A 24,511-nucleotide genomic window follows, 5' to 3' on the forward strand; every position below is an offset into this window, starting at 1 on the left:
GTGAAAACACTGAAAATATCAGCCCTTTTACCTATACTTGAACGCTATTTAAAGACAAATTGATTGCCCTAGAGATGACTAAGACCAAATCCCGCTTTGATGGCTCCCAAAGCTATGTGGCTACTGATGACTTGAAATTGGCCGTAAATGCGGCAATTCAACTGCAGCGCCCTCTTTTAATTAAAGGTGAACCAGGTACAGGCAAGACGATGCTGGCTGAGGAAGTTGCTGCAGCCTTGAATATGCCTCTGATGCAATGGCACATCAAATCCACGACTAAAGCCCAACAAGGCCTTTATGAATACGATGCGGTTAGTCGACTAAGAGACTCCCAGCTTGGCGATGAAAAAGTAAATGACATACGCAACTACATTGTTAAAGGTGTCCTTTGGCAAGCATTTGAAGCTGATGAGCCGGTTGTGCTGTTAATTGATGAGATTGATAAAGCGGATATCGAATTTCCGAACGATCTTTTACGAGAAATTGATCGCATGGAGTTCTACGTATATGAAACCAGAGAGCTGATTAAAGCTAAGCACCGCCCTCTTGTCATCATCACCTCAAACAATGAAAAAGAATTACCCGATGCATTTTTGCGTCGCTGCTTTTTTCATTACATCTCGTTTCCAGATGCTGGAACCATGCAAAGCATTGTGGATGTCCACCACCCCAACATCAAACAAGAATTGCTGGATGCAGCCCTTAAGTCCTTTTATCAAATCAGATCACTACCGGGGTTAAAAAAGAAACCCTCTACCTCTGAACTAATTGATTGGTTGAAGCTATTGTTAGCTGAAGATATTCCAGCTGAGGCGCTTTATAGCAGCGAAGACAAGATTGCGATTCCACCGCTACATGGTGCACTTCTGAAAAACGAACAGGATATTCATTTGTTTGAACGTCTCGTCATGATGAACCGCAATCACCGCTGATCTCACGCACCTCCATACTGCGATAGCTGAATCATGTTGATTCAATTTTTTCTCAAACTGAAAGAGGCCAAGGTGCCGGTTTCTGTTCGAGAATTTTTAACTCTATTGGAAGCCTTAAAGGAAGGTGTCATTGAACCTTCGATTGATGAGTTTTATCAGTTAGCGCGCATGACTTTGGTAAAGGACGAGCAGCATTTTGATCGCTTTGATCAAGTCTTTGGCTCTTACTTTAATGGCGTAGAGCAAATCATGGCCTTAGCCCCCGATATTCCACTGGACTGGCTTGAGAAAAAATTACAGCGCGTATTAACTGAAGAAGAAAAAGCGGCGCTCAAAAAATTAGGCGGTCCTGAGGAGTTGCAGAAACGCCTTCAAGAACTCATGAAGGAACAAAAGGAATGGCACGGTGGTGGCAACAAGTGGATTGGAGCTGGAGGCTCATCCCCTTTTGGTCACAGTGGCTATCACCCAGAAGGTATTCGGATTGGTGGTGAAAGTGCTGGCAATCGAACGGCCATCAAAGTATGGGAAGCGCGCGAGTTTAAAGATTACGACAGCGATCTCAGCTTGGGTACTCGCAATATCAAAATGGCATTACGTCGCTTGCGTCGATTTGCCAGAGAAGGCTCAAGTCTAGAGCTAGATCTCGATAAAACCATTCACTCCACTGCAGCAAATGCAGGAATGCTTGATATCCAAATGCGGCCTGAGCGTCACAATCAAGTCAAAGTCTTATTGTTAATGGATGTCGGTGGATCGATGGATGACCACATCCAACGGATTTCCGAATTGTTCACTGCCGTCAAAACTGAGTTCAAGCACTTGGAGTATTACTACTTTCATAACTGCGTATATGAACACCTTTGGCAAAGTAATCGACGCAGGCGAGACCAGGTAACGGCCACTCAAGACATCATTAACAAGTATGGGCCCGACTACAAGTTGATTTTTATTGGGGATGCCACAATGTCTCCTTATGAAATTCTGAGTCCTAATGGATCGGTTGAATACAACAACCGCGAAACTGGGGCAGCCTGGATCAATCGCCTGATTGATCACTTCCCCCACTTTGCTTGGCTCAATCCTGAGCCAGAATCTGTTTGGCAGTACCGCCAGTCCATTGACATCATGAAAGGCTTGATGAAAGACCGCATGTATCCTGTGACTTTGAATGGTCTTGAAAATGCCATGCGTCAACTGTCAAAGTAATCAAGTACTATTTGCTGTAATTAAGTCTTTATTGACCTATTTTCTTTTTATTTTTTCTCATCCTTTATTTAACGCCACTGAACTCTATGACAAATCACATTAGCGATCGCCTTAAAACTCTTGGTATTGACTTACCTCCGGCCGGACCCCCTGCTGCCGCTTATGTCATGGCAGCCACTTCTGGCAACACTGTTTTTCTATCAGGGCATATTGCCAAGAAAGATGGCAAGCCTTGGGTTGGAAAACTTGGTCAAGATATGGATACAGAGACCGGCAAAGCTGCGGCCAAGTCAATTGCGATTGATTTGATTTCCACCTTACAAAATCACTTGGGTTCTCTAGACAAAGTGAAGCGTATTGTGAAAGTGATGGGTTTAGTCAACTCCACCCCTGAATTTACTGAGCAACACTTGGTAGTGAATGGCTGCTCAGAACTGCTCTTTGAAGTATTTGGGGATGCCGGTAAGCACGCACGCAGTGCATTTGGTGTCGCGCAAATCCCTTTGGGTGCTTGTGTTGAAATCGAGTTGATTGCCGAGATTTAAAAAACTAAGTCAGGCTTAATTTGTGCTGTTGGATGTCTTCCGGTGTGTCGACATCCATTACAAATGCCTGATTGCTGGTGAGTATAGCCATCACTTTGTCAGGATGAGTATCCATATATTCCCGACAAACCATCCCCGGAGTCGCAAGAATTTCAGATATAGCTTTTCGAGAGAAGAGCACAGGATTGCCACGCCTGCCTTCCACCATTGGGAGAATGATTTCCTTGCCGGTCTCTCGATTGAGAAATGCATCGACTAGCTCCTGAACTTCTCTTACCCCTATCTCAGGTTGATCTGAGAGTGCGACCAACAAGACATGAAATTCTCCTTTAAGGGATTCGAGGCCCAGGCGCACAGATGAGGCCTGGCCTCTTTCTGGAGCAGGATTCTGAATGACTTCAATTGGATGCGTTAGGGAGCTGTTTATCTTCTTGATCTCAGACTCAATCGCTCCAGCATGAAAGCCAGTCACTACGATGTATTCGGTTGGAGCAAATCCTTGAATTGCACCTGAAAATAGCCCTAATAGAGTCTGACCGTCCTTGCGGAGCAAGGCTTTGGGATGTGCCCCCAGGCGACCACCCTCTCCCGCAGCTAGTAAGAGAACGGCAAGGCGTAAATGTGAAGCTTTAGTGGACGGGCTAGAACTTGTCATTAAGGTGATAATAATTACATTGCCAGAAAAAATAATAAATATAAAAAATTAAATATAAGAAATTAAAGACAAGAAATGAACAGCACTGATTTAAGCGTATTAAAAGCCGCCGTTGACTGGCTCAAGGCGGGCCATCCTGTTGCTATCGCCACAGTGGTTCAAACCTGGGGTTCAGCCCCAAGACCTATTGGCTCTTGGTTGGCTATTCGGGGTGATGGGCAGGTTACTGGGTCGGTGTCTGGTGGGTGTGTTGAGGACGATTTGATTCGTCGAGTTCAAACTGAAATCCTGACCAAAGACTTGCCAGAGATGGTCGTCTACGGAGTGAGCCAGCAAGAGGCCGCGCGCTTTGGTTTGCCTTGTGGCGGAACACTGCGCTTGCTTGTCGAACCAAAACCGGAATTGGCAATTCTGGAAGCCATTCTGCATTCCATCTCCAATCACCAAATTACCTCCCGCACGGTGGATCTGGCGACAGGTAAATCCACGTTAGATACTGGCAACCGTAACGAGGCCTTTATTTGCGATGAGCAATTAATGAAAACCACTTATGGTCCTCGTTGGCGCATGGTCATTATTGGCGCGGGACAACTTTCGCTCTACACGGCAGACTTTGCGCTTGCATCCGACTTTGAAGTCATCGTCATTGACCCTCGTGAAGAGTATGCAGAAGGCATCAATCGCGAGCATATTCAATTTATCAAGGGCATGCCAGATGATGTATTGCTAGAAATTGGTGTTGACTCTCATACGGCGGTAGTTGCTTTAACGCATGATCCCAAGCTCGATGACATGGCCTTGATGGAAGCATTAAAGTCCCCCGCTTTCTATGTTGGTGCTTTGGGCAGCAGAATCAATACCCAAAAACGCAAAGCTCGTTTATTGGAATTTGATGTGACACAGGAGCAGGTAGAGCGTCTTCACGGACCCGTTGGTCTCTTTATCGGCGCTTTGACGCCACCTGAAATCGCCGTATCGATTTTGGCTGAAGTGATTGCCGTGAAGTACGGCGTCCCAATTCCGAAAAAGGTTTAAGGGGAAATAAAAAACCCGATCAGCTAATGATCGGGTTTTTCAACTTCTACCAAACTAGGCTCGCTACTTAGTTTGCCTTGAGCTTTCCATCCTTCAGTCTTGGTTCTACGAAATGACCCTTACGCGCGCGATTACCCGCAAACGATTTCAAGGTTTTTGCATCCAGACTTAACTCGGTTGGCTTACCAGCACGTCCAGCGCCAGAATACGTAGCGCCATCTGGACCAACAGCAATTGCAGACGCCAACTTCTCTTTGTCATCTAAGCCCATCAGAATGACACCTTTACCGCCAGTAGGTAAACGCTTGAGTTCATCCAACGGGAAAACCAATAGCTTAGAGCTTTCAGATAAGCAAGCGACTTGCTTCATGCCAGCAGTCACTTTAGATGCTCCAAGCGGTGCATCACCACCTGGGAACTTGCTATCAATACCAACAAAAGATTTACCGGCCTTGTTACGGGTAGTCATATCCGCCACGTTTGCAAGGAAGCCGTTACCCGATCTTGTAGAAATGAGTACGAGGTCATCTGGTTGGCCGGCATAGTAAGCCACCATCTGCGATCCAGCCGCCAAGTTCACGAAACTGGTTAATGGCGAACCATCGCCACGGGCACCAGGCAACTCGCTAACCGGTACGGTATAGACGCGACCATCACTGCCAAAACCTTGCATCACATCCACTGTGCGGCACTCAAATGTGCCATAGAGAGCATCACCTGCTTTAAAGCCAAACTGAGTTGCATCATGCTCATGGCCCTGGCGCACGCGCACCCAGCCTTTTTGAGACACGATGACTGTTACTGGCTCGTCCAATACTTTAGTTTCAGCAACAGCGCGCTTATCTTCCTGAATCAAGGTCCGGCGATCATCACCAAAATCCTTCATATCGGATTCGATTTCTTTGATGATGCGTTTACGGAGAACGGTGTCGCTCTGTAATAAACCTTCAAGATCATCACGCTCGGACTTGAGTTCTTTCAACTCTTGTTCAATCTTGATGCCCTCAAGGCGAGCCAACTGACGCAAGCGGATATCTAGGATATCTTCTGCTTGCCGATCGCTGAGCTTGAATTCTTTAATCAGGTCAGCCTTCGGCTCATCACTATTACGAATGATCTTAATAACCTTATCAATATTCAGAAGAACGATTAAACGCCCTTCCAAAATATGCATACGGTCGTTAACCTTGCCCAAGCGGTGCTGAGTACGACGTGTAACGGTGCCGACTCGGAAAGAAATCCACTCAGCAATAATCTCTTTGAGGCCTTTTTGACGAGGACGGCCGTCAGTACCAATCATCACCAAATTCATTGGCGCATTGGACTCTAGTGATGTGTGGGCTAGTAATAAGTTGACAAACTCATTGACATCAATATTTTTGCTCTTAGGCTCAAATACCAAGCGCACGGCGGCATCTTTGCTCGACTCATCACGGACACCGTCAAGCACATTCAAGATCGTAGATTTGAGATTGTTCTGCTCTGGAGTTAAAGTCTTCTTACCAACCTTCACCTTCGGATTGGTGATCTCTTCAATCTCTTGCAGTACGCGTTGTGATGAAGTAGATGGAGGTAACTCATTGACCACAATTTGCCACTGTCCACGAGCCAATTCTTCGATAGACCAGCGAGCACGAACTTTTAAGCTGCCGCGACCGGCTTCATAAATCTGCGCAATCTCTGCTGGAGAAGAAATAATTTGACCGCCGCCTGGATAGTCTGGGCCAGGCATGATCTCTAACAACTCTGAAGTACTCATTTTTGGCGACTTCATCAAAGCAATCGCTGCGCTAGCTACTTCACGTAAGTTATGTGAAGGAATCTCTGTCGCCATACCTACGGCAATACCAGATGCTCCATTCAGGAGAACGAATGGTAAGCGTGCTGGTAACAACTTAGGCTCCTGGAAAGATCCGTCGTAGTTCGGCGCAAAATCAACCGTACCTTCATCAATCTCACTCAATAAGAGGCCAGCAATTTTGGTTAAACGTGCTTCGGTGTAACGCATGGCCGCCGCGCCATCGCCATCACGTGAGCCAAAGTTACCTTGACCATCAATCAATGGGTAACGTAATGAAAAGCTCTGGGCAAGACGTACCAATGCATCATAAGCAGATTGATCGCCATGCGGATGAAACTTACCTAATACATCACCCACCACACGGGCACTCTTCACCGGCTTAGCATCAGCACGTAAACCCATCTCGCTCATGGAGAACAGAATTCGACGTTGAACCGGCTTTTGACCATCCGATACATCTGGCAAGGCACGGCCTTTAACTACGCTAATGGCGTAATCAAGGTAAGCGCGCTCTGCATAGACTGCCAGCGTTAGGCTGTCTTTGTCATCCTCATTGAGCTCAACAATTTTTGGATCATGCGGATCCTTAGTGCCACCTGCTTGAGCAGCAATTGGCTCATCCACTTCAACGATATTCATTTCAATGGGTTCGCCAGCAAATAAGTCTGCTTGATCATCTGAACCAGTACCGCCTGGAGTTTTTTTAGTTGCCATTAGATATCCGCCTCTACTTCGTTACCGCGCTCTTCTAACCAATCACGACGCGCCCCGGATTCGGATTTACCCATCAGCATGTCCATTGTTTTAATCGTTTCGTCTTCTGTCCAAGTGCCTAATGTCACCGGCAAGAGGCGGCGGGTGTCTGGATTTAAAGTGGTATCCCACAATTGCTCAGCACTCATCTCACCCAAACCTTTGAAGCGGGAGATTTGCCAAGCAGATTCCTTGACACCATCTTTGCGTAATTTATCTTCAATTGCTTGAAGTTCATTTGCATCTAGTGCGTAGATCTTTTGCGCTGGCTTTTTGCCACGTGCTGGCGCATCTACCCTAAATAAAGGTGGTCTTGAAATATGCACATGACCTAATTCAATGAGTTTCGGGAAATGCTTGTAGAACAAGGTAAGCAGCAATACCTGAATATGTGCGCCATCGACGTCCGCATCAGACAAGATACACACCTTGCCGTAACGCAAGTTCGATAAATCCGGCGTGTCATTAGCGCCATGCGGATCAACCCCGATCGCAACCGCAATGTCATGTACTTCGTTGTTCGCAAACAAACGATCGCGTTCTGCTTCCCAGGTATTAAGAACCTTACCGCGTAAAGGCAGAATCGCTTGATATTCTTTATTGCGACCCATCTTGGCTGAGCCGCCCGCTGAATCACCCTCTACAAGGAAGATTTCATTCAGGCTAATGTCTTGACTCTCACAATCAGTCAGCTTTCCAGGTAGCACTGCAACGCCAGAAGATTTTTTCTTCTCAACCTTTTGACCTGCGCGAGTCCTTGCTTGCGCCTGCTTAATAACCAAGTCCGCTAATTTGCGACCGTAATCCACGTGCTCGTTAAGCCAAAGCTCAAGAGCAGATTTAGCGTAACCAGAAACCAAACGCACTGCGTCCCTGGAATTCAAGCGCTCTTTAATTTGACCTTGGAACTGTGGATCTAAAACCTTGGCAGATAAGATGAAGGAGGCACGGGCAAACACGTCCTCAGGCATGAGCTTCACACCTTTAGGCTGTAAAGCATGCATCTCAATAAAACCTTTGACGGCATTAAAGAGACCTTCACGTAATCCGCTCTCATGCGTTCCGCCTGCTGGAGTTGGAATCAAATTCACATAACTCTCACGCACTGGTGCGCCGTCTTCAGTCCAGGTCACCACCCATGCCGCGCCCTCGCCTTCAGCAAAGGAATCATCATCACCATTACCGGTAGCGTATTGCTCGCCTTCAAATGGAGGGATGACTTCAGCACCATGACCCGCTTGAGCCATTGCTTCATTTAAATAACCGCGTAAGCCTTGGGCATATTGCCAAGTTTGACTCTCGCCAGACTTCTCTTGAATCAGGGTGACTTTGACGCCTGGCAATAGGACTGCCTTAGAGCGCAATAGACGAATGAGTTCTGGCATTGGGATCGCAGCACTATCAAAGTACTTGCCATCAGGCCATGCACGGACGCGCGTCCCGTGCGATTTATCTTCTTTACCAGCAGCACTAGTTTTAAGCTTTTCGATGACCTTGCCATCAGCAAAAGTCAAAGTAGACACTTGACCTTCACGCCATACAGTCACTTCTAGTCGCTTGGATAAAGCATTGGTTACCGAAACACCAACGCCATGCAAACCACCAGAGAATGCATAAGCACCACCAGTGCCTTTTTCGAACTTACCGCCAGCATGGAGCTGGGTAAATACGATTTCTACAACAGGTAACTTCTCGGTAGGATGCATTCCAACCGGAATTCCACGACCGTCGTCCTCAACGCTGACACTGCTATCGGTATGCAATGTCACGATGATTTGCTTACCAAACCCACCTAAAGCCTCGTCGGAAGCGTTATCGAGCACCTCTTGAATGATGTGCAAAGGGTTGTCGGTGCGGGTGTACATTCCCGGCCGCTGACGGACGGGCTCGAGTCCTTTTAGGACCTGAATCGATGATTCGCTGTATTCGGATGTTTTACGGGTAGCCATGCGGGCAAATTGTAGTCATGTGTAAAACAAAACCCGAATTTTCCTAAATTACCCCTCTATTCATGCCAAAATTAGCAGATGGGAGCCTTAAGTCATATTCGCGTTTTAGACCTCAGCCGTGTGCTTGCCGGCCCGTGGTGCGCACAAAATCTCGCCGATCTCGGCGCAGACGTCATTAAAGTGGAGCGCCCAGGCGTTGGAGACGATACCCGCCATTGGGGCCCTCCCTTTGTAAAAGATGCCCAAGGCAATGACACCCTAGAGACAGCCTATTTCATCTGCATAAATCGCAATAAACGCTCTATTACGGTCGATATCAGCAAGCCTGAGGGCCAAGAAATCATTCGCCAGCTCGCTAAAGAGTCTGATGTAGTCATCGAAAACTATAAGGTTGGGGATCTAGCCAAGTACGGCCTTGATTATGAAAGCCTTAAAAAGGTGAAATCTGACCTTATTTACTGCTCTATTACGGGTTTTGGCCAAGATGGCCCCTATGCGCATCGCCCAGGTTATGACTTCATCATCCAGGGCATGGGGGGTTTTATGAGTGTGACAGGTGAGGCAGATGACTTTCCGGGAGCCAGCCCGCAAAAGGCTGGCGTGGCAATTGCGGACATCTTTACCGGCATGTATGCCAGTACGGCCATTTTGGCTGCAGTAGTGCATCGTGATCAGACTGGTCAGGGTCAATATATCGATATGGCCCTTCTAGATACTCAAATTGCTGTTATGGCCAACGTCTCTAGCGCCTACTTATGCTCGGATAAAGTGCCTCGTCGCTGGGGCAATGCCTCACCCATCATCGTCCCATATCAAACCTTCCCAACCTCAGATGGCTGGATGATTGTGGCGGTCGGCAACGATGGCCAATTCAAGCACTTTGTTGCTGCGGGTGGCGAGGCGCATTTGGCCGAGAATCCCCTCTATATCAACAATCCTCTGCGTGTAGAGAATCGTAAGTCATTGATTTCATTACTAGAAGTAATGACTCGTCGTAAAACCAAGGCTGAATGGATCAGCCTTTTAGAGGCGGCGAACGTACCCTGTGGCCCTATCAACAACTTCGAGGAAGTCTTTGATAACGAGCAAGTTAAGGCTCGAGGGGTCCAAATTGACGTTCCGCACCCTACTGCCGGCAATATGAAACTCGTTGCCAGCCCAATGCGACTGTCTGAAACCCCAGTTGAGGTGCGCATGGCTCCCCCGACCTTGGGTCAACATACGAATGAGATTTTGGAGGAACGCTTAAGCTTAGATCCCCAGGCTATCGCCGCCCTTCAAGATAAAGGCATTATTTAACCCAATGCCATCGAGCCATTCAAGCCAAAAGCTATCCCTGAGACAGGTGCTGATTTTTGGCGGACTGATGGTGACTTTCTCCATGGGCATACGCCATGGTTTCGGCCTCTTCAATTTACCCATCACCTCGGCCAATGGTTGGGGTCGTGAAACCTTCGCCCTCACCATTGCCTTACAGAATTTAATTTGGGGTGCAGTTCAACCAATCACCGGAGCACTAGCCGATCGTTATGGCGCCCTCAAAATTATGGTCGCTGGTGGTGCGCTTTATGCGCTTGGTTTAGCAGGCATGGCGATCTCTACCGATGCCTTGAACTTTTCATTGGCTGGTGGATTGCTGATTGGTCTTGCGCAGACTGCAACAACCTATAGCGTGGTCTATGGAATCTTAGGTCGCAACGTTGCCGCAGAAAAACGGGTGTGGGCAATGGGCATTGCTGCAGCCGCTGGATCGTTTGGACAGTTCCTCATGATTCCGGTTGAGCAAGGATTGCTCAGCAGCTTTGGCGCCAATGATGCGCTACTCATGTTGGCGCTGATGGCCAGCTTGATGATTCCAATTGCGTTTATGTTGCGTGAACCTAATTTAAGCAACTCTCAGCAAGCGAGTGATCAAACAATTAAACAAGCACTTAAAGAAGCTATCGGCAATCCCAGTTTTAGATTGCTCACCTTAGGTTATTTTGTGTGCGGATTTCAGGTGGTATTTATCGCCGTGCACTTAGCACCCTACCTCAAAGATTTATCTAAGATTTATCCCGATGTTGGTGCACCAGCAGTTGCAACGACCGCACTGGCATTAATTGGTCTCTTCAATATTTTTGGCACCTATAGCGCTGGAATATTAGGCCAGCGCTTCCCTAAGCGCTACCTACTATCGGGGATCTATATCCTCAGGTCTGTTGCCATCATGGCTTTTGTTTGGCTGCCGCTCAGCCCGACTTCTACCTACATCTTTGCAGCCATCATGGGCTTCTTGTGGCTCTCCACTATCCCCTTAACCAATGCAATCGTGGCACAGATCTTTGGCGTTAAATACCTCACCATGCTTTCTGGCTTAGTATTTTTCTCACATCAATTGGGCAGCTTCTGTGGTGCTTATTTTGGCGGCTACTTATTTGATCGTACTGGCTCCTATTTGATTGTTTGGAATATTGCGATTGCATTAGGCGTGTTTGCATTCTTGGTCAACTTGCCAGTGAAAGAGCGTGCGATTCATCGCGCTGCGATCGCCTAAGACAACATGCCAGCCAAACTTCGTTTCCCGCAATGGCTCCTATATCCATTTGCAATCATTATTCTGGGCATGATTTTTTTTGCCTACTTTGCACCTGACATGATGGTTGCCATCACCAATTCAGTATGGGCAATGTGTGGCTGGTAATCAGTGGATAATGTTTCACGTCCTAACATCTTTTTGAAAAAATAGTTTTTAATTTTTTATTCTCGCCGTAGCACAATGGATAGTGCACATGCCTCCTAAGCGTGGGATACAGGTTCGATTCCTGTCGGCGGGACCACTCCGGAATAAAAAACTTATCCACAGGTTTTGTGGATAAATACTCGAAAGTTTTCGTAAGTCGCAGATTTGTATAGAGTGACCTAGCTTGCTTAAATTATGAGCATCCACCTCCGACAAAAATATAAATAAAGATCTATTGACAATTGAAATTCGTTTATAGATTTTTAGATTACTTTTTTAGTATTTTTAATTTCTCTTACACTTAGGGCATGCACAAAGTCACTACCAGCACCATTGCCGCCCTTGAGGAGATGCTCCAAAACACGGCAAGATCAGCTCCACAAGATTTTTTACCTATTCATTTTCTGGGTGGTGCCACCTCTGGGCAGGTTATTGGGCACTTAAATCCTGATTTCACCCTGTATTTACAGGAATCCTTGGCTAAAAATCCAATCCCCCATATAGAAATGGGTCACGATCGTCTGACTATCCGCCATGCAAGACCCGTGGCACTCTCCGAGAGCATGGCGAAATTGGCTGACCGGATGCACCAAGGTGGCTTTATTCCGGGCTGGCGACATGAAGATTTCGCCTGGATTGACCAAAATGGGCATGAATACTTCCGTTTAGAGCGCTCTGCCTTCCGTACTTTTGGCTTTCAGAGCATGGCAACCCACATTAATGGCTATACCAAGGCCGGCAATCTCTGGCTTGGACGCCGGAGTGAAACCAAGGCTACTGACCCAGGTCGACTAGATAACCTTGCTGCTGGCGGTATTGGGGCCGATGAAACCCCCTGGGTTAATGCCCGCCGAGAATTATGGGAAGAAGCTGGCGTTCCACCGCAGATTTCTGACCAAATTGAGCCAGTGGGCCGCATTCATATGCGCCGCCCCATTCCAGGGCGAGGTTTTCATGATGAGCAGCTCTATATCTATGACTTGGAGCTAGCGGACAATTTTGTACCAACCAACCACGATGGTGAAGTCAGTGGTTTTATCGAAATCTCGATTTCAGAGGCTGCAGCGCGCATTCTGGCCGATGAATTCACTAGCGATGCCGCTTTTGTGACGGCGGATTTCATATTGCGTAATACCAAAGCAGGCTAGATTTCCCCGCCCTAGACTGAAGCACTCTTCACCACTTGATTTTGGTCACCCAACTTGGTGTGAATTCGTGGTTAAATTAGATCTAAGGATGAAACAGGGGTGCCCTGATGGTGATTTTTACTGTGAGGCGCTGAGAAAGACCCTATAACCCGATCCAGGTAATGCTGGCGTGGGGAGTTTTCCATCAGACCGTCACCCGGTTTCGTCCATCTAATTACAGTCAGGAGATGGGCATGAGCGATACCAAAAATAAATCTAAACAAGAAATTCCTAGCCTTAAAAGCTTAGAGCGAGACTTTGGCCAAAAATTTGCCTATCCCGCTTCGACCAAAACCTATCTAGAAGGTTCACGTCCAGATATCAAAGCGCCTATCCGAATGATTGAGCAACTATCAACGCGTGTTGGTGAAGAAATGGTGCCTAATCCACCTGTACCGGTTTATGACACCTCAGGTCCTTATAGCGATCCCGATATTGTGATCAACCTTGAAAAAGGTTTGCCTTTATTGCGTAAGAACTGGATTGAAGAACGTGGTGATACGGTGCAATTGGCTGGACCGAGCTCTGAGTACGGCGTTGCTCGCTCACAAGATGAAGCTACGCAAAGTTTGCGTTTTGCCCATATCAATCCTCCTCGCATTGCACGCGCTGGCCAAAACGTGAGCCAAATGCATTACGCCCGTAAAGGCATCGTGACTCCTGAAATGGAATATGTTGCTTTGCGCGAGTCCATGGGCCTTGAGCAATTGCGCAAGAATCCAGAATACAAACAACTGCTCAAGCAACATCCTGGTAAGAGCTACGGCGCGAATTTGCCTGACATTGTTACTGGTGAATTTGTACGTTCAGAAATTGCTGCTGGGCGCGCAATCATTCCTGCGAACATCAATCACCCTGAACTAGAGCCAATGATTATTGGTCGTAACTTCCGCGTGAAGATTAACGGCAACCTCGGTAACTCTGCCGTAACCTCCTCTATTAATGAAGAGGTAGAGAAAATGGTGTGGTCCATTCGTTGGGGTGCAGACACCATCATGGATCTATCTACAGGTAAACATATTCATGAAACGCGTGAGTGGATTATTCGTAACTCGCCTGTTCCAATTGGTACTGTTCCAATCTACCAGGCGCTCGATAAGACCGGTGGTATTGCAGAAGACCTCACTTGGGAAATGTTCCGCGATACCTTGGTAGAGCAAGCTGAGCAAGGTGTGGATTACTTCACCATTCATGCCGGCGTATTACTGCGCTATGTTCCACTCACTGCTGACCGTATTACTGGCATTGTTTCTCGCGGTGGCTCGATTATGGCGAAGTGGTGTTTAGCTCACCATAAAGAAAACTTCCTCTATACGAAGTTTGATGAGATCTGCGAGATCATGAAAGCCTATGACGTGTCATTTAGCTTGGGTGATGGTTTGCGCCCTGGTTGTATCGCTGACTCCAATGATGCTGCACAGTTTGGTGAGCTCCACACTCTTGGCGAATTGACTGCCAAAGCATGGAAGCATGATGTTCAGGTGATGATTGAAGGCCCTGGTCACGTTCCGATGCAGCGCATTGAAGAAAACATGACCGAAGAATTAAAGCACTGCCTAGAAGCCCCCTTCTATACCCTTGGACCATTGATTACCGATATCGCTCCTGGATACGATCACATCACCAGCGGTATTGGTGCTGCGCAAATTGGTTGGTACGGTACAGCGATGCTTTGCTATGTCACACCAAAAGAGCATTTAGGTTTGCCGGATAAAGAAGATGTCCGTACCGGCATCATCACTTACAAGATTGCAGCCCATGGCGCAGACTTGGCCAAAGGTTTGCCTGGTGCACAAGTTCGCGATAACGCTTTATCTAAAGCGCGTTTTGAGTTCCGCTGGGAAGATCAATTTAATCTTGGCTTAGATCCTGAGCGTGCTCGTGAGTATCACGACGCTACATTGCCTGCTGAAGGCGCCAAGATTGCCCACTTCTGCTCAATGTGTGGACCGAAGTTCTGCTCGATGAAGATCACACAAGAAGTACGTGATTACGCAGCTACATTAGATGCTGATGGCAATCCCAAAGCAAAAGTGATTCCGATTACTGCAGAAGCCTCAACCGATCCACAAAAAGGCATGGAAGAGATGTCTGCAGAGTTTCGTAAGCGCGGTAGCGAGATTTATCAGTAAGTGACTAAGGCATTCTCAAACGGCAAATATGCCATCGTTGGCGCCGGCCTCATGGGTCGGTTGCTAGCGGTTGCGCTTGCTAAACGCGGCGCTCAAGTTGAGCTGTTTGAGAAAGGCGGCTCAGATGCTGCTAATGCGGCTGCACGTATTGCTGCCGCAATGCTTGCGCCACTGGCGGAATCTGCCATTACGGAAGATAACGTTGTGCGGATGGGTGTTCATAGCCTACCGCGTTGGAAGCAACTCATCGATGAACTAGCTAAGCCGGTTTACTTTCAGCAAGATGGCACTTTGATCTTATGGCATCGTCAAGATGCCAGTGATGCGGAACGTTTTGCCTCCCATCTTGAAAGAAATTGTGATCGTAATCAGGCGCTTTCTAAACCGATTCATTTGGATAGTCAGTCTCTAGCGGAAATCGAGCCCGGGGTTGCTGATCGCTTTACCCAAGGTCTCTATCTTCCGAATGAAGGCCAACTCGATAACCGCCAATTACTGGAAGCTTTGTTAGTCGAGCTCACTTTAATGAAGGTACCCTGTCATTGGAATCAAGCCGCCAATCCTGAAGAGCTCCGTAGCAAAGCGCATGGTTTTGATTGGGTGATTGATTGTCGGGGCCTGGGTGCGAAGGATTCTTGGAAACAGCTTGGTGACGAATCTAAAGATTTGCGTGGCGTGCGTGGCGAAGTTATTCGCTTGCAAGCACCAGAGGTCAAACTGCGTCGCCCTACTCGTTTAATTCATCCGCGCTATCCAATTTATATCGCCCCAAAAGAAGATGACGTCTATGTAGTTGGCGCTACAGAAATTGAATCCGAGGATTTATCTCCGATGAGCGTGCGCTCCGCCATGGAATTACTCAGTGCGGTTTATACCGTGCATAGTGGTTTTGCCGAAGCGCGTATTTTGGAGATGGCGACACAGTGCCGCCCAACACTCAAAGACAACTTGCCCGAGATTTCAGTTGATCAAAAATCCAACCAGGCTGATCTCATGATGATCAATGGTCTCTATCGCCATGGCTTCATGATCTCTCCAGCTATTCTGGATTGCGCATTAGAAGTATTGAGCTCAGGATCTAGCTCTACTGCAATTGAATTAGGATTAGAAGTCACAGGCTCGACCCATCAGGAGCTAAGTGCATGCGCATAATGGTCAACCAAGTTGCTCAAGAGGTTCCGGATAACAGCACGATTGATGATGTTCTATTGCTCATCGATGCAAAACCACCTTTTGCTGTTGCCATCAATTATGAATTCGTTCCCAAGACCAGACATGCAGAAGAAGTTTTGTGTGAAGGCGATGAGATGGAAGTCATTGCACCAGTTACCGGTGGGTAACTCATCTACGAATCAATAAAATTAATACATAAGTAATCTATTTACATGACTGCCCCTTTGCCAAATCCTTTAAATACTGCAGATCCCTTGGTTCTGTATGGAGAGACTTTTGCTAGCCGTTTGTTGCTAGGGACTTCGCGTTACCCTTCCCCACAAGTTTTAGAGAACGCTGTTAAGCAATCTAATCCTGGAATGATTACTGTCAGTTTGCGTAGGCAAGGCACTTCTACAGCAGAAGCGCACTCTGGATTTTGGGATCTCTTAAAGAAAATGGCTGTGCCGGTTTTACCAAATACCGCCGGTTGCCATAGCCCAAAAGAAGTGATTGCAACGGCGCAGATGGCGCGTGAGGTTTTTGAAACTAGCTGGATCAAGTTAGAGCTGATCGGCGATGACTATACGTTACAGCCAGATACATTGCGCCTAGTGTCTACCGCAGAAACTTTAATTAAAGATGGTTTTAAGGTTCTACCTTATTGCACAGAGGATCTTATCTTGTGCCAACGCTTAGTTGATGTGGGATGCCAAGCGGTCATGCCTTGGGCTGCGCCGATTGGAACAGGCCAAGGACCTTTAAATCCTTATGCATTAAAACTCTTGCGTGATCGCTTGAAAGTTCCACTGTTAGTAGATGCCGGCTTAGGCCTGCCATCGCATGCCTGTAGCGTCATGGAATGGGGTTTTGATGGCGTCTTACTCAATACTGCTGTTGCACTGGCTGATGACCCAGTGGCAATGGCTAAAGCATTTGCAATGTCTGTAGATGCCGGTCGCACTGCCTTCCTTTCTGGCGCTATGAAAGCCCAGCAATCCGCACAAGCTAGTACGCCATTAGTTGGCACGCCTTTTTGGCATCAAAGTTAAATAAGGCACTGATGAGCTTAGTTCGCGATCTTGCAGACCAAATTGTTGCAGCCCATAGCAAAGCGGATTTGTGCATTCCGATTCCAGAATTCAGTCTGGCATCGCCACCACCATTAATTGATAACGAACATGCTGTCGATCATTACGAACTCGCCGGCATGGTTGCTGCAATCCAAATGGGCTTTATTGAATGTGATGCCAAAACCTTAGGTAAGGCCTGGTCTCGCATGGTTCACCAAGATGGTGGATTTAATCCCTTTAAGTGGCCATCTAGACCCGAGCATTTTGATTTGCTTCCCTGGACCCGCAATATGAATCCCAATGCTTTTGCAGAGTGTCCAAAGCGCTTAGGTTTATATGCAGTGATGCCGGATGCTGATTGGGTAAAGCGCATGGTGGAAGCTGAAGTGCCGACCGTACAACTACGCCTCAAATCCGAGGATAAAAAGCTTATTCGCAAACAGATCGCGCAAGCTGTTGATGCAGTTCAAGGTAGTAAGACTTTGCTCTTTATTAATGATTATTGGCAAGATGCGATTGAGGCTGGCGCCTACGGAATCCACTTGGGACAAGAGGATTTAGAGACTGCAGATTTGGATGCCATTCGAGCTGAAGGCCTTCGACTTGGCTTAAGTACTCACGGATATGCAGAGATGGTTTATGCAGATCGCTTCTGCCCAAGCTATATCGCTATGGGCGCCGTCTTTCCAACCAATCTCAAAAAGATGGCCACAGCACCTCAGGGTTTAGGGCGTTTATATAAGTACGCTCAATTAATGAACCACTATCCATTAGTGGCGATTGGTGGCATTGATGAAAGCAGCATTCATGCGGTGGCACAAAGTGGAGTTGGCTCAGTTGCTGTTGTCAGAGCAATTAATGGCGCTAGCGACCCCAAAGCAGCCGTGAAGCGGCTGCAAGAGTTGATGAAGACATGAGACATAAGAGATGAGACTTAAGACCTAAGACAAAAAAACTCAATACTTACCCTCTTCTTCTGGCAATGCCGTTTTATAGAAATCATGCATGTGCCACAAGGGTCCGGGGCCCTCACCAATACTTAAGAAGCGCCCTGCCTCAAGCCCTGCCTCAACATAAGAAATTGCTTTAGCAACTGCATGAGAAAGATCATGACCATCTGCTAAATACGTTGCAATGGCGGATGCTAATGAGCAACCGGTGCCATGGGTATTGGCTGTATTGACGCGGTAATGCTTGAACTCTTTTGATTGAATTACTTCAAGACCATCTTCCATGGTTCGCCACATCAGAAAATCAGTCAGCTGAGTATGGGTGGTATCGAGATGACCACCTTTGATCAAGACCGCTTGCGGGCCCATGTCGAGCAACTCTTCTGCAGCCAACTTGAAATCCTCAGGGCCAGTTAATTCTCGGCCCAATAGCAAGGAGGCCTCCTCGAGATTAGGGGTTACTAAAGTCGCCATCGGAAACAACTCTTTAATAATGGCTTGGGCAGTATCGTCACCTCCAAGGCTGGCGCCTGAGGTAGCTCTTAATACAGGGTCAAGAACAATTCTTTTGGCCCCATGGCGCTTGAGGGCTGATGCCACGGTACGGACGATTTCTGGGCTGGCCAACATGCCAATTTTGACGATATCCACCCCAATATCCAAAAATACGGCATCGATCTGAGCCTCAACCACATCAAGGTCTATATCCTGAATACGGCTAACCCCCAAAGTGTTCTGGGCAGTAATGGCAGTGATGACCGACATCCCATATCCGCCTAGGGCCGTAATGACTTTGAGGTCAGCCTGAATGCCCGCGCCACCGCCACTATCGGACCCGGCGATGGTCAATACTTTAGGGATCTGTACAGAACTTGGAGTAGATGATTTCATCTTGCTATAATATCGGCTTATTCCTCGATAGCTCAGTTGGTAGAGCGCCGGACTGTTAATCCGTAGGTCCCTGGTTCGAGCCCAGGTCGAGGAGCCAAATACAAGAAAACCACCTTTTTAGGTGGTTTTTCTTTTGCAATCCGCGTGAAGTGATTGGACTTAGATCAATCCCTTCTTTCTTAGATTAGCCAGGCGGTTGTTTAAGGTCTTGATAGTGAGGAGATTAAGCTTGTCTCCCTCAGCCCAGTTACTGCCTTTCCACTCAATACCTTCTGGTGTGACATTGGCAAATGGCTCTTTACCCTCTTTTGCGTAGCCTTCCAAAATAGCAATGAGTGCAGGACGATCATCGGATCCACCAGCATCTTTAATGGCATCTAAGATTGGCTTAGTAATCGTATCGGCATATGTCACCTTGGAATCTGGATGTTTAGCTGCTGCCGGCTCTTCAAAGATGTAGTCATGCGGCCACTCAAATACGTTTCTAGCTGAATTCTTGACCGACTCTGGACTTACGGCTCCGCCTGCAGGATTTTTTGGATCCGTTGGTAAATTGAGCTCTGTAATCCAAGCTTCGAATTCTGCGATGCGGGCATAGCGCTTTTCCTCGCTATCGCGCTTTTGCTCTTCTTGTGACAGCAATAATGTGACCCAGGCCCAAGCGATATCTTTGGGTATCGCAAACTCTTGCGCCAGAATGCCGCTCGCTTTTTTGAGGATTGGCTTGGATGTGAGTTTTGTCATTGCGTTCTTTCTGATTCTTTAATAAATGCCTTCAATTTCGGGTGGACAGCTCAAGGGGAAGGCTCCCTGTTCATTGTTGCAATGCTGGCCACAGACCCCGTAGGATACTCTGCATAGGGGGTTATTTAGCTGGAATGATGAGATAAACACATGCCTATTGGCCTCCAGGGCTTGGTGTTGCTGCAAATCAAGCAAGAATGCCTGTATTCACTAAAATAGCCCCCATGACCAAGATTCCAGAACTTCTAGCCCCTGCCGGCAGCCTCTCTATGCTGCGCACTGCCTTTGACTTTGGCGCTGATGCCATTTATGCGGGGCAGCCACGTTATTCACTCCGAGTACGCAATAACGACTTCGGAAAAATGGAAACGCTCAAAGAAGGTATTGATACCGCCCATGCTTTAGGCAAAAAGTTTTATCTGGTTTCTAACTTACTTCCTCATGGCGGTAAGACGCGCACCTACATTAAAGACATGGATCCTGTAGTTGCATTAAAGCCCGATGCCATGATCATGTCGGATCCAGGTCTCATCATGATGGCCAGAGAAGCATGGCCAGATATGCCCATTCATTTATCGGTTCAGGCTAATACCGTCAATGGAGCTTCTGCGAAGTTCTGGCGCTCCGTTGGCATTAGTCGAGTCATCTTGTCACGCGAGCTTTCTTTTGATGAAATCGAAGAAGTTCGTCAGGACTGCCCAGAAATGGAATTGGAAGTATTTGTTCACGGCGCTTTGTGTATTGCCTATTCTGGTCGCTGCTTACTCTCTGGTTATATGTCGCATCGTGACTCCAATCAAGGTGCTTGCACCAACGCTTGCCGCTGGGATTACAAGGTCAAGCCAGGGCAACAAAATACCAGTGGTGATGTCGTTCTCCTCCAGGAGGCGCGTCGTCCAGATGATTTGATGCCAATGGAAGAAGATGAGCATGGCACTTACATCATGAACTCCAAGGATTTGCGCGCGATTGAGCATATTGAACGCTTGACGAAGATGGGCGTGGATTCATTCAAGATTGAGGGGCGCACCAAATCGCCTTATTACGTTTCTCGTACTGTACAAGCCTACCGAGCAGCAATCAATGACGCTGTAGCAGGTAGACCATTTAATACCGCTTTATTAGGTCAACTAGAAGGCTTGGCTAACCGAGGTTACACCGATGGCTTCTATGAGCGCCACCACGATAAAGAGTATCAACTCTATATGCGCGGCCACTCCTTATCAGGGCGCAGCTTGTATGTAGGCGAGACTCTGGATGTCGATTCTGCTTCGGGCCGCGTCAAGGTTGATGTTAAGAACCGCTTTTCCGTTGGTGACAAATTAGAGATCATTGAGCCTAACGGCAATACTGATGTTGTCTTGTCTGAAATGTGGAATATGAGTGGCGAATCAATAGATGTTGCGCCTGGTTCAGGTCACTTTGTTTGGCTAAAAATTCCGATGACCAGCAAGCACGCCTTTATTGCACGCTATACACAGGAGCCTGCTCCAGTGGAAACTGCAGGCTCTTGCGCCACTTGCGGCGAGTAATCGCCCCACTTTTCTCTGATTGATTATTTTTAATGACAAACAATACCGTTAGCCAACCTAACCATCACAGCTTAATAGATAAGCTTAAAGAGGAGGCTAAAAAGGCTTTTGCCCTGACCCTTTATCTCGGCACTTGGTTCTGTGCAATTACATTTTTTGCCGCTACCGCTCTTGAGGAGCGCCCGATCCCGCTATCTATTTTTGGTTTTGCAATCATCAAGGCGGGTATTGCAGCTAAATTTATGTTGATTGCTCAGGCTGCTTATCCAATCAAAGTTAACAAAGAACATGGGATTGTTAATTCACTAATATTTGAATCCATTGTTTATTTAGCTTTCGTTCTAGCTTTGAACTTCCTTGAGGCTGGAGTCGATGGATTAATTCATGGCAAAGAATTCATCCATTCTATGGCAGCCTTTGGCAATGGTGAGCCCATCAGAATTTTTGCAATGGCTATCCTCTATTGGCTTATTGTTTGGCCTTACTTAATCTTCATGGGCGTCAACCAAGCAATAGGCAATACAGCCACACTGGCAATTCTTTTTGGCTCGAAAAAATAATTGTTTTACTCGTATTGCGTGAGAATTTTTTGGCTATGCCTATTGGTATTTACTTATCAGCAGGCTCAAGCTCAAGAAATTGAAGCCCGTGCATATTCCAATGCGCCAATTGGCATCAATTTTGTTACAGGCGGTATTGCACAGGCCAAAAGTGGTTCTTATACACTGACTACTGAAGCGGTAAATCTAACTCGCATCATCGACGTCTTTGGGCAGTCTGGCCGAATCAGCCTCTTGGTTCCGTACGCTCAACTCTCTGGGACAGGCACTCTTGGCCCTCAAAATATAAACGCATCTGCTGAAGGATTATCTGATCCTGTTGTGAAAGTCTCAGCCAATCTTTATGGAGCACCAGCACTCTCCTTAGATGAATTTAAAAGTTATCAACAAGATCTTATTATCGGCACCAGCCTAGCCACATCTATTCCATGGGGTAAGTACAACAGCGAACAAATGCTCAATGTAGGCGCTAATCGCTCGCTGATTCAACCTGCTATCGGAGCATCGCAAGCAATTGGTCCATGGCGCTTGGAATTAGCGGGTATGGCTACGATCTATACAAGTAACACCAGCTTTCTGGGAAGCAATACGCTCTCCCAAAATCCGATATATTCATCTGAAGCCCACGTCATTTATTACTTTCAAAACATGGCCTATATATCTGCTGATGCCACCTACTTTACTGGCGGTCAAAAATATGTCAATGGCACAGCAATCACTGGTTCACAAGAAAACTGGCGCTTTGGAAGCACTATGTCTTATCCCATCAATAAGCACAATTCAATCCGCCTAACTGGCAGCAAGGGTGTTTATTCCAATACCAATACTGACTACACTGCACTGGGACTCTCTTGGCAATATCGCTGGGGTGGCGGACTGTAGGTAAATAAGGTCTTGAATCGCTACAATGATACAAAAGAACACTTAAAAGAGATGTGAGACATTCATGAGCAATAAACCAAAAGATCCTGCAGAGAGCGGTTTACGCAAAGGCTTGACTAGCTATGGCGATAAAGGATTTTCTCTATTCTTGCGCAAAGCTTTTATTAAGGGTGCCGGCTATACCAATAGTGCATTAGATCGCCCTGTTATTGGCATCATTAATACTGGTAGCGCATATAACCCTTGTCACGGCAATATGCCGCAACTGCTTGAAGCAGTAAAACGTGGCGTTATGTTAGCTGGTGGTTTGCCAATGGAATTTCCAACAATCTCCATTCATGAAAGTTTTGCTGCGCCAACCAGTATGTATTTGCGTAATTTGATGTCAATGGACACCGAAGAAATGTTACGCGCACAGCCTATGGATGCTGTTGTCATGATTGGTGGTTGCGATAAAACTGTACCCGCACAAATGATGGGGGCCGCTTCCGCAGGACTGCCAGCAATCCAACTTATTACAGGATCCATGTTGACTGGCTCACATCGTAGTGAACGCGTAGGTGCTTGTACTGATTGCCGCCGTTATTGGGGCAAGTTCCGCGCTGGTGAAATTGATGAAGTAGAAAAAGATGAAGTGAATGATCAGCTTGTTGCCAGCGTAGGCACATGCTCTGTTATGGGTACCGCCAGCACTATGGCTTGCATATCTGAAGCGCTTGGCATGACTGTGTCAGGTGGCGCCACTCCTCCCGCCGTTACGGCCGATCGTATCCGCGTTGCTGAAGAAACTGGAACTTGCGCGGTGAAGATGGCAAAAGAAGGTTTAACCATAGACAAAGTGCTCACTGCAGATGCTTTTGAAAATGCTATGCGCGTATTGCTAGCGATTGGCGGATCAACGAACGGCATTGTTCACCTCGCCGCTATTGCCGGACGCATGGGGTTGGAGATCGACTTAGATGCTCTCGATAAGATGGGCGACGAGACTCCGGTTCTAGTTAATTTAAAGCCTTCTGGCGATCATTACATGGAGAATTTCCATGACGCAGGCGGCATGACTACCCTGCTACGCGAACTTAAGCCTTTACTAAAGCTAAATACCATGACCGTATCGGGTAGAACATTAGGTGAAGAGATTGATGCTGCGCCGCCGAGCTTTAAACAAGATGTCGTTCGCCCTTTTGATAAGCCTATCTATCCACGTGGCAGCATTGCCGTATTGCACGGCAACCTTGCTCCTGGTGGCGCGATTATTAAACAGTCAGCGGCTAATGAAAAACTGATGGAGCATGAAGGTCGAGCCGTAGTATTTGAGGATGCCGCTGATTTAGCTAACCGCATTGATAGTCCAGAATTAGATGTCACGGCTGAAGATATTTTAGTGCTCAAGAATATTGGGCCAAAAGGTGCTCCTGGTATGCCTGAGGCTGGTTATATTCCGATCCCAATGAAATTGGCACGTGCAGGCGTGAAAGACATCGTACGTATTTCTGATGGACGTATGAGCGGCACCGCCTTTGGCACAATTGTGCTGCACGTTACTCCTGAATCTGCAATTGGCGGACCTTTAGCTCAAGTACGCAATGGCGATCACATTCGCTTAAGCGTTAAAAATCGTGAGATAAGCCTTTTAATTTCCGATGAAGAATTAGCTCAGCGCATGAAAGATAACCCCATCACCTCACCAACAGCTGAGCGTGGATATAAAAAGCTCTTTTTGGATACCGTTACTCAAGCAGACCAAGGTGTCGACTTTGATTTCTTGAGGGCAGCCAAGATGGTTGGCAAGACTCCTTGGTCAAAGTAA

Annotated in this window: 22 protein-coding genes, 2 tRNA genes and 1 riboswitch; of the genes, 19 read left to right on the top strand and 5 right to left on the bottom strand. The window is 47.2% G+C overall.

Features of this window, described 5'->3' with window-relative positions:
* Positions 1-74: 74 nt before the first annotated feature.
* The 3 genes from ICN30_RS00260 (at position 75) to ICN30_RS00270 (ending at position 2,686) form a co-directional block, all read left to right on the top strand.
* On the top strand, positions 75-932 hold the full coding sequence (locus tag ICN30_RS00260; RefSeq protein ID WP_216229104.1) for a MoxR family ATPase: 858 nt from the start codon (positions 75-77) through the stop codon (positions 930-932).
* Positions 933-965: 33 nt separating this feature from the next.
* Positions 966-2,141, top strand: coding sequence for a VWA domain-containing protein (locus ICN30_RS00265; RefSeq protein WP_216272550.1), 1,176 nt, complete (start codon positions 966-968; stop codon positions 2,139-2,141).
* Positions 2,142-2,227: 86 nt separating this feature from the next.
* Entirely contained in the window at positions 2,228-2,686 is a 459-nt protein-coding gene (locus ICN30_RS00270; protein ID WP_216272551.1) for a RidA family protein, read from the top strand.
* A 4-nt stretch (positions 2,687-2,690) separates the two neighbouring features.
* Here ICN30_RS00270 and ICN30_RS00275 read toward each other — a convergent pair whose 3' ends face one another.
* Complete coding sequence (locus ICN30_RS00275) at positions 2,691-3,341, bottom strand: NTP transferase domain-containing protein (protein ID WP_216272552.1); 651 nt, start codon at positions 3,339-3,341, stop codon at positions 2,691-2,693.
* 75 nt (positions 3,342-3,416) lie between these two features.
* Between ICN30_RS00275 and ICN30_RS00280 the strand changes: the two genes are divergently transcribed.
* The gene (locus ICN30_RS00280) at positions 3,417-4,376 is read left to right on the top strand and encodes an XdhC family protein (protein ID WP_216272553.1); all 960 of its coding nucleotides are present in this window, start codon (positions 3,417-3,419) and stop codon (positions 4,374-4,376) included.
* A 67-nt stretch (positions 4,377-4,443) separates the two neighbouring features.
* Here the strand turns inward: ICN30_RS00280 and parC are convergent, their stop codons facing one another.
* Together parC and ICN30_RS00290 are read right to left on the bottom strand one after the other, a co-directional pair.
* A complete protein-coding gene (gene parC, locus ICN30_RS00285; RefSeq protein ID WP_216863367.1) occupies positions 4,444-6,816 on the bottom strand; it encodes a DNA topoisomerase IV subunit A in 2,373 nt (790 codons plus the stop codon).
* A 74-nt stretch (positions 6,817-6,890) separates the two neighbouring features.
* A complete protein-coding gene (locus ICN30_RS00290; RefSeq protein WP_216272554.1) occupies positions 6,891-8,879 on the bottom strand; it encodes a DNA topoisomerase IV subunit B in 1,989 nt (662 codons plus the stop codon).
* A 78-nt stretch (positions 8,880-8,957) separates the two neighbouring features.
* Between ICN30_RS00290 and ICN30_RS00295 the strand changes: the two genes are divergently transcribed.
* From ICN30_RS00295 to ICN30_RS00340, 10 genes are all read left to right on the top strand, one after another.
* A complete protein-coding gene (locus tag ICN30_RS00295) occupies positions 8,958-10,178 on the top strand; it encodes a CaiB/BaiF CoA-transferase family protein (RefSeq protein WP_216272555.1) in 1,221 nt (406 codons plus the stop codon).
* 4 nt (positions 10,179-10,182) lie between these two features.
* The gene (locus ICN30_RS00300; protein ID WP_216272556.1) at positions 10,183-11,415 is read left to right on the top strand and encodes an MFS transporter; all 1,233 of its coding nucleotides are present in this window, start codon (positions 10,183-10,185) and stop codon (positions 11,413-11,415) included.
* 6 nt (positions 11,416-11,421) lie between these two features.
* On the top strand, positions 11,422-11,562 hold the full coding sequence (locus ICN30_RS00305; protein ID WP_216272557.1) for a hypothetical protein: 141 nt from the start codon (positions 11,422-11,424) through the stop codon (positions 11,560-11,562).
* 61 nt (positions 11,563-11,623) lie between these two features.
* Positions 11,624-11,698 (top strand) — tRNA-Arg (locus ICN30_RS00310).
* Between the two features lie 211 nt (positions 11,699-11,909).
* Positions 11,910-12,749: an NUDIX hydrolase family protein gene (locus tag ICN30_RS00315; protein ID WP_216272558.1), complete on the top strand. Its 840-nt coding sequence runs from the start codon at positions 11,910-11,912 to the stop codon at positions 12,747-12,749.
* Positions 12,750-12,834: 85 nt separating this feature from the next.
* A riboswitch (TPP riboswitch) is annotated at positions 12,835-12,942 on the top strand.
* A 40-nt stretch (positions 12,943-12,982) separates the two neighbouring features.
* Entirely contained in the window at positions 12,983-14,920 is a 1,938-nt protein-coding gene (thiC, locus tag ICN30_RS00320) for a phosphomethylpyrimidine synthase ThiC (RefSeq protein WP_216863363.1), read from the top strand.
* A complete protein-coding gene (locus ICN30_RS00325; protein ID WP_370626559.1) occupies positions 14,921-16,072 on the top strand; it encodes an FAD-dependent oxidoreductase in 1,152 nt (383 codons plus the stop codon).
* A complete protein-coding gene (gene thiS, locus ICN30_RS00330; protein ID WP_216272559.1) occupies positions 16,063-16,260 on the top strand; it encodes a sulfur carrier protein ThiS in 198 nt (65 codons plus the stop codon). The genes ICN30_RS00325 and thiS overlap by 10 nt, the downstream gene beginning before the upstream one ends.
* A 45-nt stretch (positions 16,261-16,305) precedes the next feature.
* Positions 16,306-17,124 (top strand): thiazole synthase, encoded by an 819-nt coding sequence (locus ICN30_RS00335; RefSeq protein WP_370626560.1) that lies wholly within the window; start codon positions 16,306-16,308, stop codon positions 17,122-17,124.
* 11 nt (positions 17,125-17,135) lie between these two features.
* Positions 17,136-18,062: a thiamine phosphate synthase gene (locus tag ICN30_RS00340; protein ID WP_216272560.1), complete on the top strand. Its 927-nt coding sequence runs from the start codon at positions 17,136-17,138 to the stop codon at positions 18,060-18,062.
* A gap of 39 nt (positions 18,063-18,101) precedes the next feature.
* Here ICN30_RS00340 and thiD read toward each other — a convergent pair whose 3' ends face one another.
* On the bottom strand, positions 18,102-18,986 hold the full coding sequence (thiD, locus tag ICN30_RS00345) for a bifunctional hydroxymethylpyrimidine kinase/phosphomethylpyrimidine kinase (protein WP_216272561.1): 885 nt from the start codon (positions 18,984-18,986) through the stop codon (positions 18,102-18,104).
* A gap of 21 nt (positions 18,987-19,007) precedes the next feature.
* On the opposite strand from thiD, the gene ICN30_RS00350 reads away from it, so the two are divergent.
* Positions 19,008-19,083 (top strand) — tRNA-Asn (locus ICN30_RS00350).
* Positions 19,084-19,145: 62 nt separating this feature from the next.
* On the opposite strand, the gene ICN30_RS00355 is transcribed toward ICN30_RS00350, so the two are convergent.
* A complete protein-coding gene (locus ICN30_RS00355; RefSeq protein WP_216272562.1) occupies positions 19,146-19,730 on the bottom strand; it encodes a hypothetical protein in 585 nt (194 codons plus the stop codon).
* Positions 19,731-19,954: 224 nt separating this feature from the next.
* Between ICN30_RS00355 and ICN30_RS00360 the strand changes: the two genes are divergently transcribed.
* From ICN30_RS00360 to ICN30_RS00375, 4 genes are all read left to right on the top strand, one after another.
* Positions 19,955-21,262, top strand: a complete 1,308-nt coding sequence (locus tag ICN30_RS00360; RefSeq protein ID WP_216229119.1) for a U32 family peptidase — start codon at positions 19,955-19,957, stop codon at positions 21,260-21,262.
* Between the two features lie 32 nt (positions 21,263-21,294).
* A complete protein-coding gene (locus ICN30_RS00365) occupies positions 21,295-21,822 on the top strand; it encodes a hypothetical protein (RefSeq protein ID WP_216229120.1) in 528 nt (175 codons plus the stop codon).
* Between the two features lie 18 nt (positions 21,823-21,840).
* Positions 21,841-22,704 carry a transporter gene (locus tag ICN30_RS00370; protein ID WP_370626561.1) on the top strand — a complete coding sequence of 288 codons (864 nt, stop codon included), beginning with the start codon at positions 21,841-21,843 and terminating at the stop codon, positions 22,702-22,704.
* A 64-nt stretch (positions 22,705-22,768) separates the two neighbouring features.
* Positions 22,769-24,511, top strand: coding sequence for an IlvD/Edd family dehydratase (locus ICN30_RS00375; protein WP_216272564.1), 1,743 nt, complete (start codon positions 22,769-22,771; stop codon positions 24,509-24,511).

This window comes from Polynucleobacter sp. 31A-FELB (assembly GCF_018882405.1).
Classification (GTDB): domain Bacteria; phylum Pseudomonadota; class Gammaproteobacteria; order Burkholderiales; family Burkholderiaceae; genus Polynucleobacter.

Excerpts from the sequence above, each read along its gene's own strand:
- ICN30_RS00260 (WP_216229104.1), top strand. The coding sequence starts at position 75 with ATGACTAAGACCAAATCCCGCTTTGATGGCTCCCAAAGCTATGTGGCT.
- ICN30_RS00265 (WP_216272550.1), top strand. The coding sequence starts at position 966 with ATGTTGATTCAATTTTTTCTCAAACTGAAAGAGGCCAAGGTGCCGGTT.
- ICN30_RS00270 (WP_216272551.1), top strand. The coding sequence starts at position 2,228 with ATGACAAATCACATTAGCGATCGCCTTAAAACTCTTGGTATTGACTTA.
- ICN30_RS00275 (WP_216272552.1), bottom strand. The coding sequence starts at position 3,341 with ATGACAAGTTCTAGCCCGTCCACTAAAGCTTCACATTTACGCCTTGCC.
- ICN30_RS00280 (WP_216272553.1), top strand. The coding sequence starts at position 3,417 with ATGAACAGCACTGATTTAAGCGTATTAAAAGCCGCCGTTGACTGGCTC.
- parC (WP_216863367.1), bottom strand. The coding sequence starts at position 6,816 with ATGAATATCGTTGAAGTGGATGAGCCAATTGCTGCTCAAGCAGGTGGC.
- ICN30_RS00290 (WP_216272554.1), bottom strand. The coding sequence starts at position 8,879 with ATGGCTACCCGTAAAACATCCGAATACAGCGAATCATCGATTCAGGTC.
- ICN30_RS00295 (WP_216272555.1), top strand. The coding sequence starts at position 8,958 with ATGGGAGCCTTAAGTCATATTCGCGTTTTAGACCTCAGCCGTGTGCTT.
- ICN30_RS00300 (WP_216272556.1), top strand. The coding sequence starts at position 10,183 with ATGCCATCGAGCCATTCAAGCCAAAAGCTATCCCTGAGACAGGTGCTG.
- ICN30_RS00305 (WP_216272557.1), top strand. The coding sequence starts at position 11,422 with ATGCCAGCCAAACTTCGTTTCCCGCAATGGCTCCTATATCCATTTGCA.
- ICN30_RS00315 (WP_216272558.1), top strand. The coding sequence starts at position 11,910 with ATGCACAAAGTCACTACCAGCACCATTGCCGCCCTTGAGGAGATGCTC.
- thiC (WP_216863363.1), top strand. The coding sequence starts at position 12,983 with ATGAGCGATACCAAAAATAAATCTAAACAAGAAATTCCTAGCCTTAAA.
- thiS (WP_216272559.1), top strand. The coding sequence starts at position 16,063 with ATGCGCATAATGGTCAACCAAGTTGCTCAAGAGGTTCCGGATAACAGC.
- ICN30_RS00335 (WP_370626560.1), top strand. The coding sequence starts at position 16,306 with ATGACTGCCCCTTTGCCAAATCCTTTAAATACTGCAGATCCCTTGGTT.
- ICN30_RS00340 (WP_216272560.1), top strand. The coding sequence starts at position 17,136 with ATGAGCTTAGTTCGCGATCTTGCAGACCAAATTGTTGCAGCCCATAGC.
- thiD (WP_216272561.1), bottom strand. The coding sequence starts at position 18,986 with ATGAAATCATCTACTCCAAGTTCTGTACAGATCCCTAAAGTATTGACC.
- ICN30_RS00355 (WP_216272562.1), bottom strand. The coding sequence starts at position 19,730 with ATGACAAAACTCACATCCAAGCCAATCCTCAAAAAAGCGAGCGGCATT.
- ICN30_RS00360 (WP_216229119.1), top strand. The coding sequence starts at position 19,955 with ATGACCAAGATTCCAGAACTTCTAGCCCCTGCCGGCAGCCTCTCTATG.
- ICN30_RS00365 (WP_216229120.1), top strand. The coding sequence starts at position 21,295 with ATGACAAACAATACCGTTAGCCAACCTAACCATCACAGCTTAATAGAT.
- ICN30_RS00375 (WP_216272564.1), top strand. The coding sequence starts at position 22,769 with ATGAGCAATAAACCAAAAGATCCTGCAGAGAGCGGTTTACGCAAAGGC.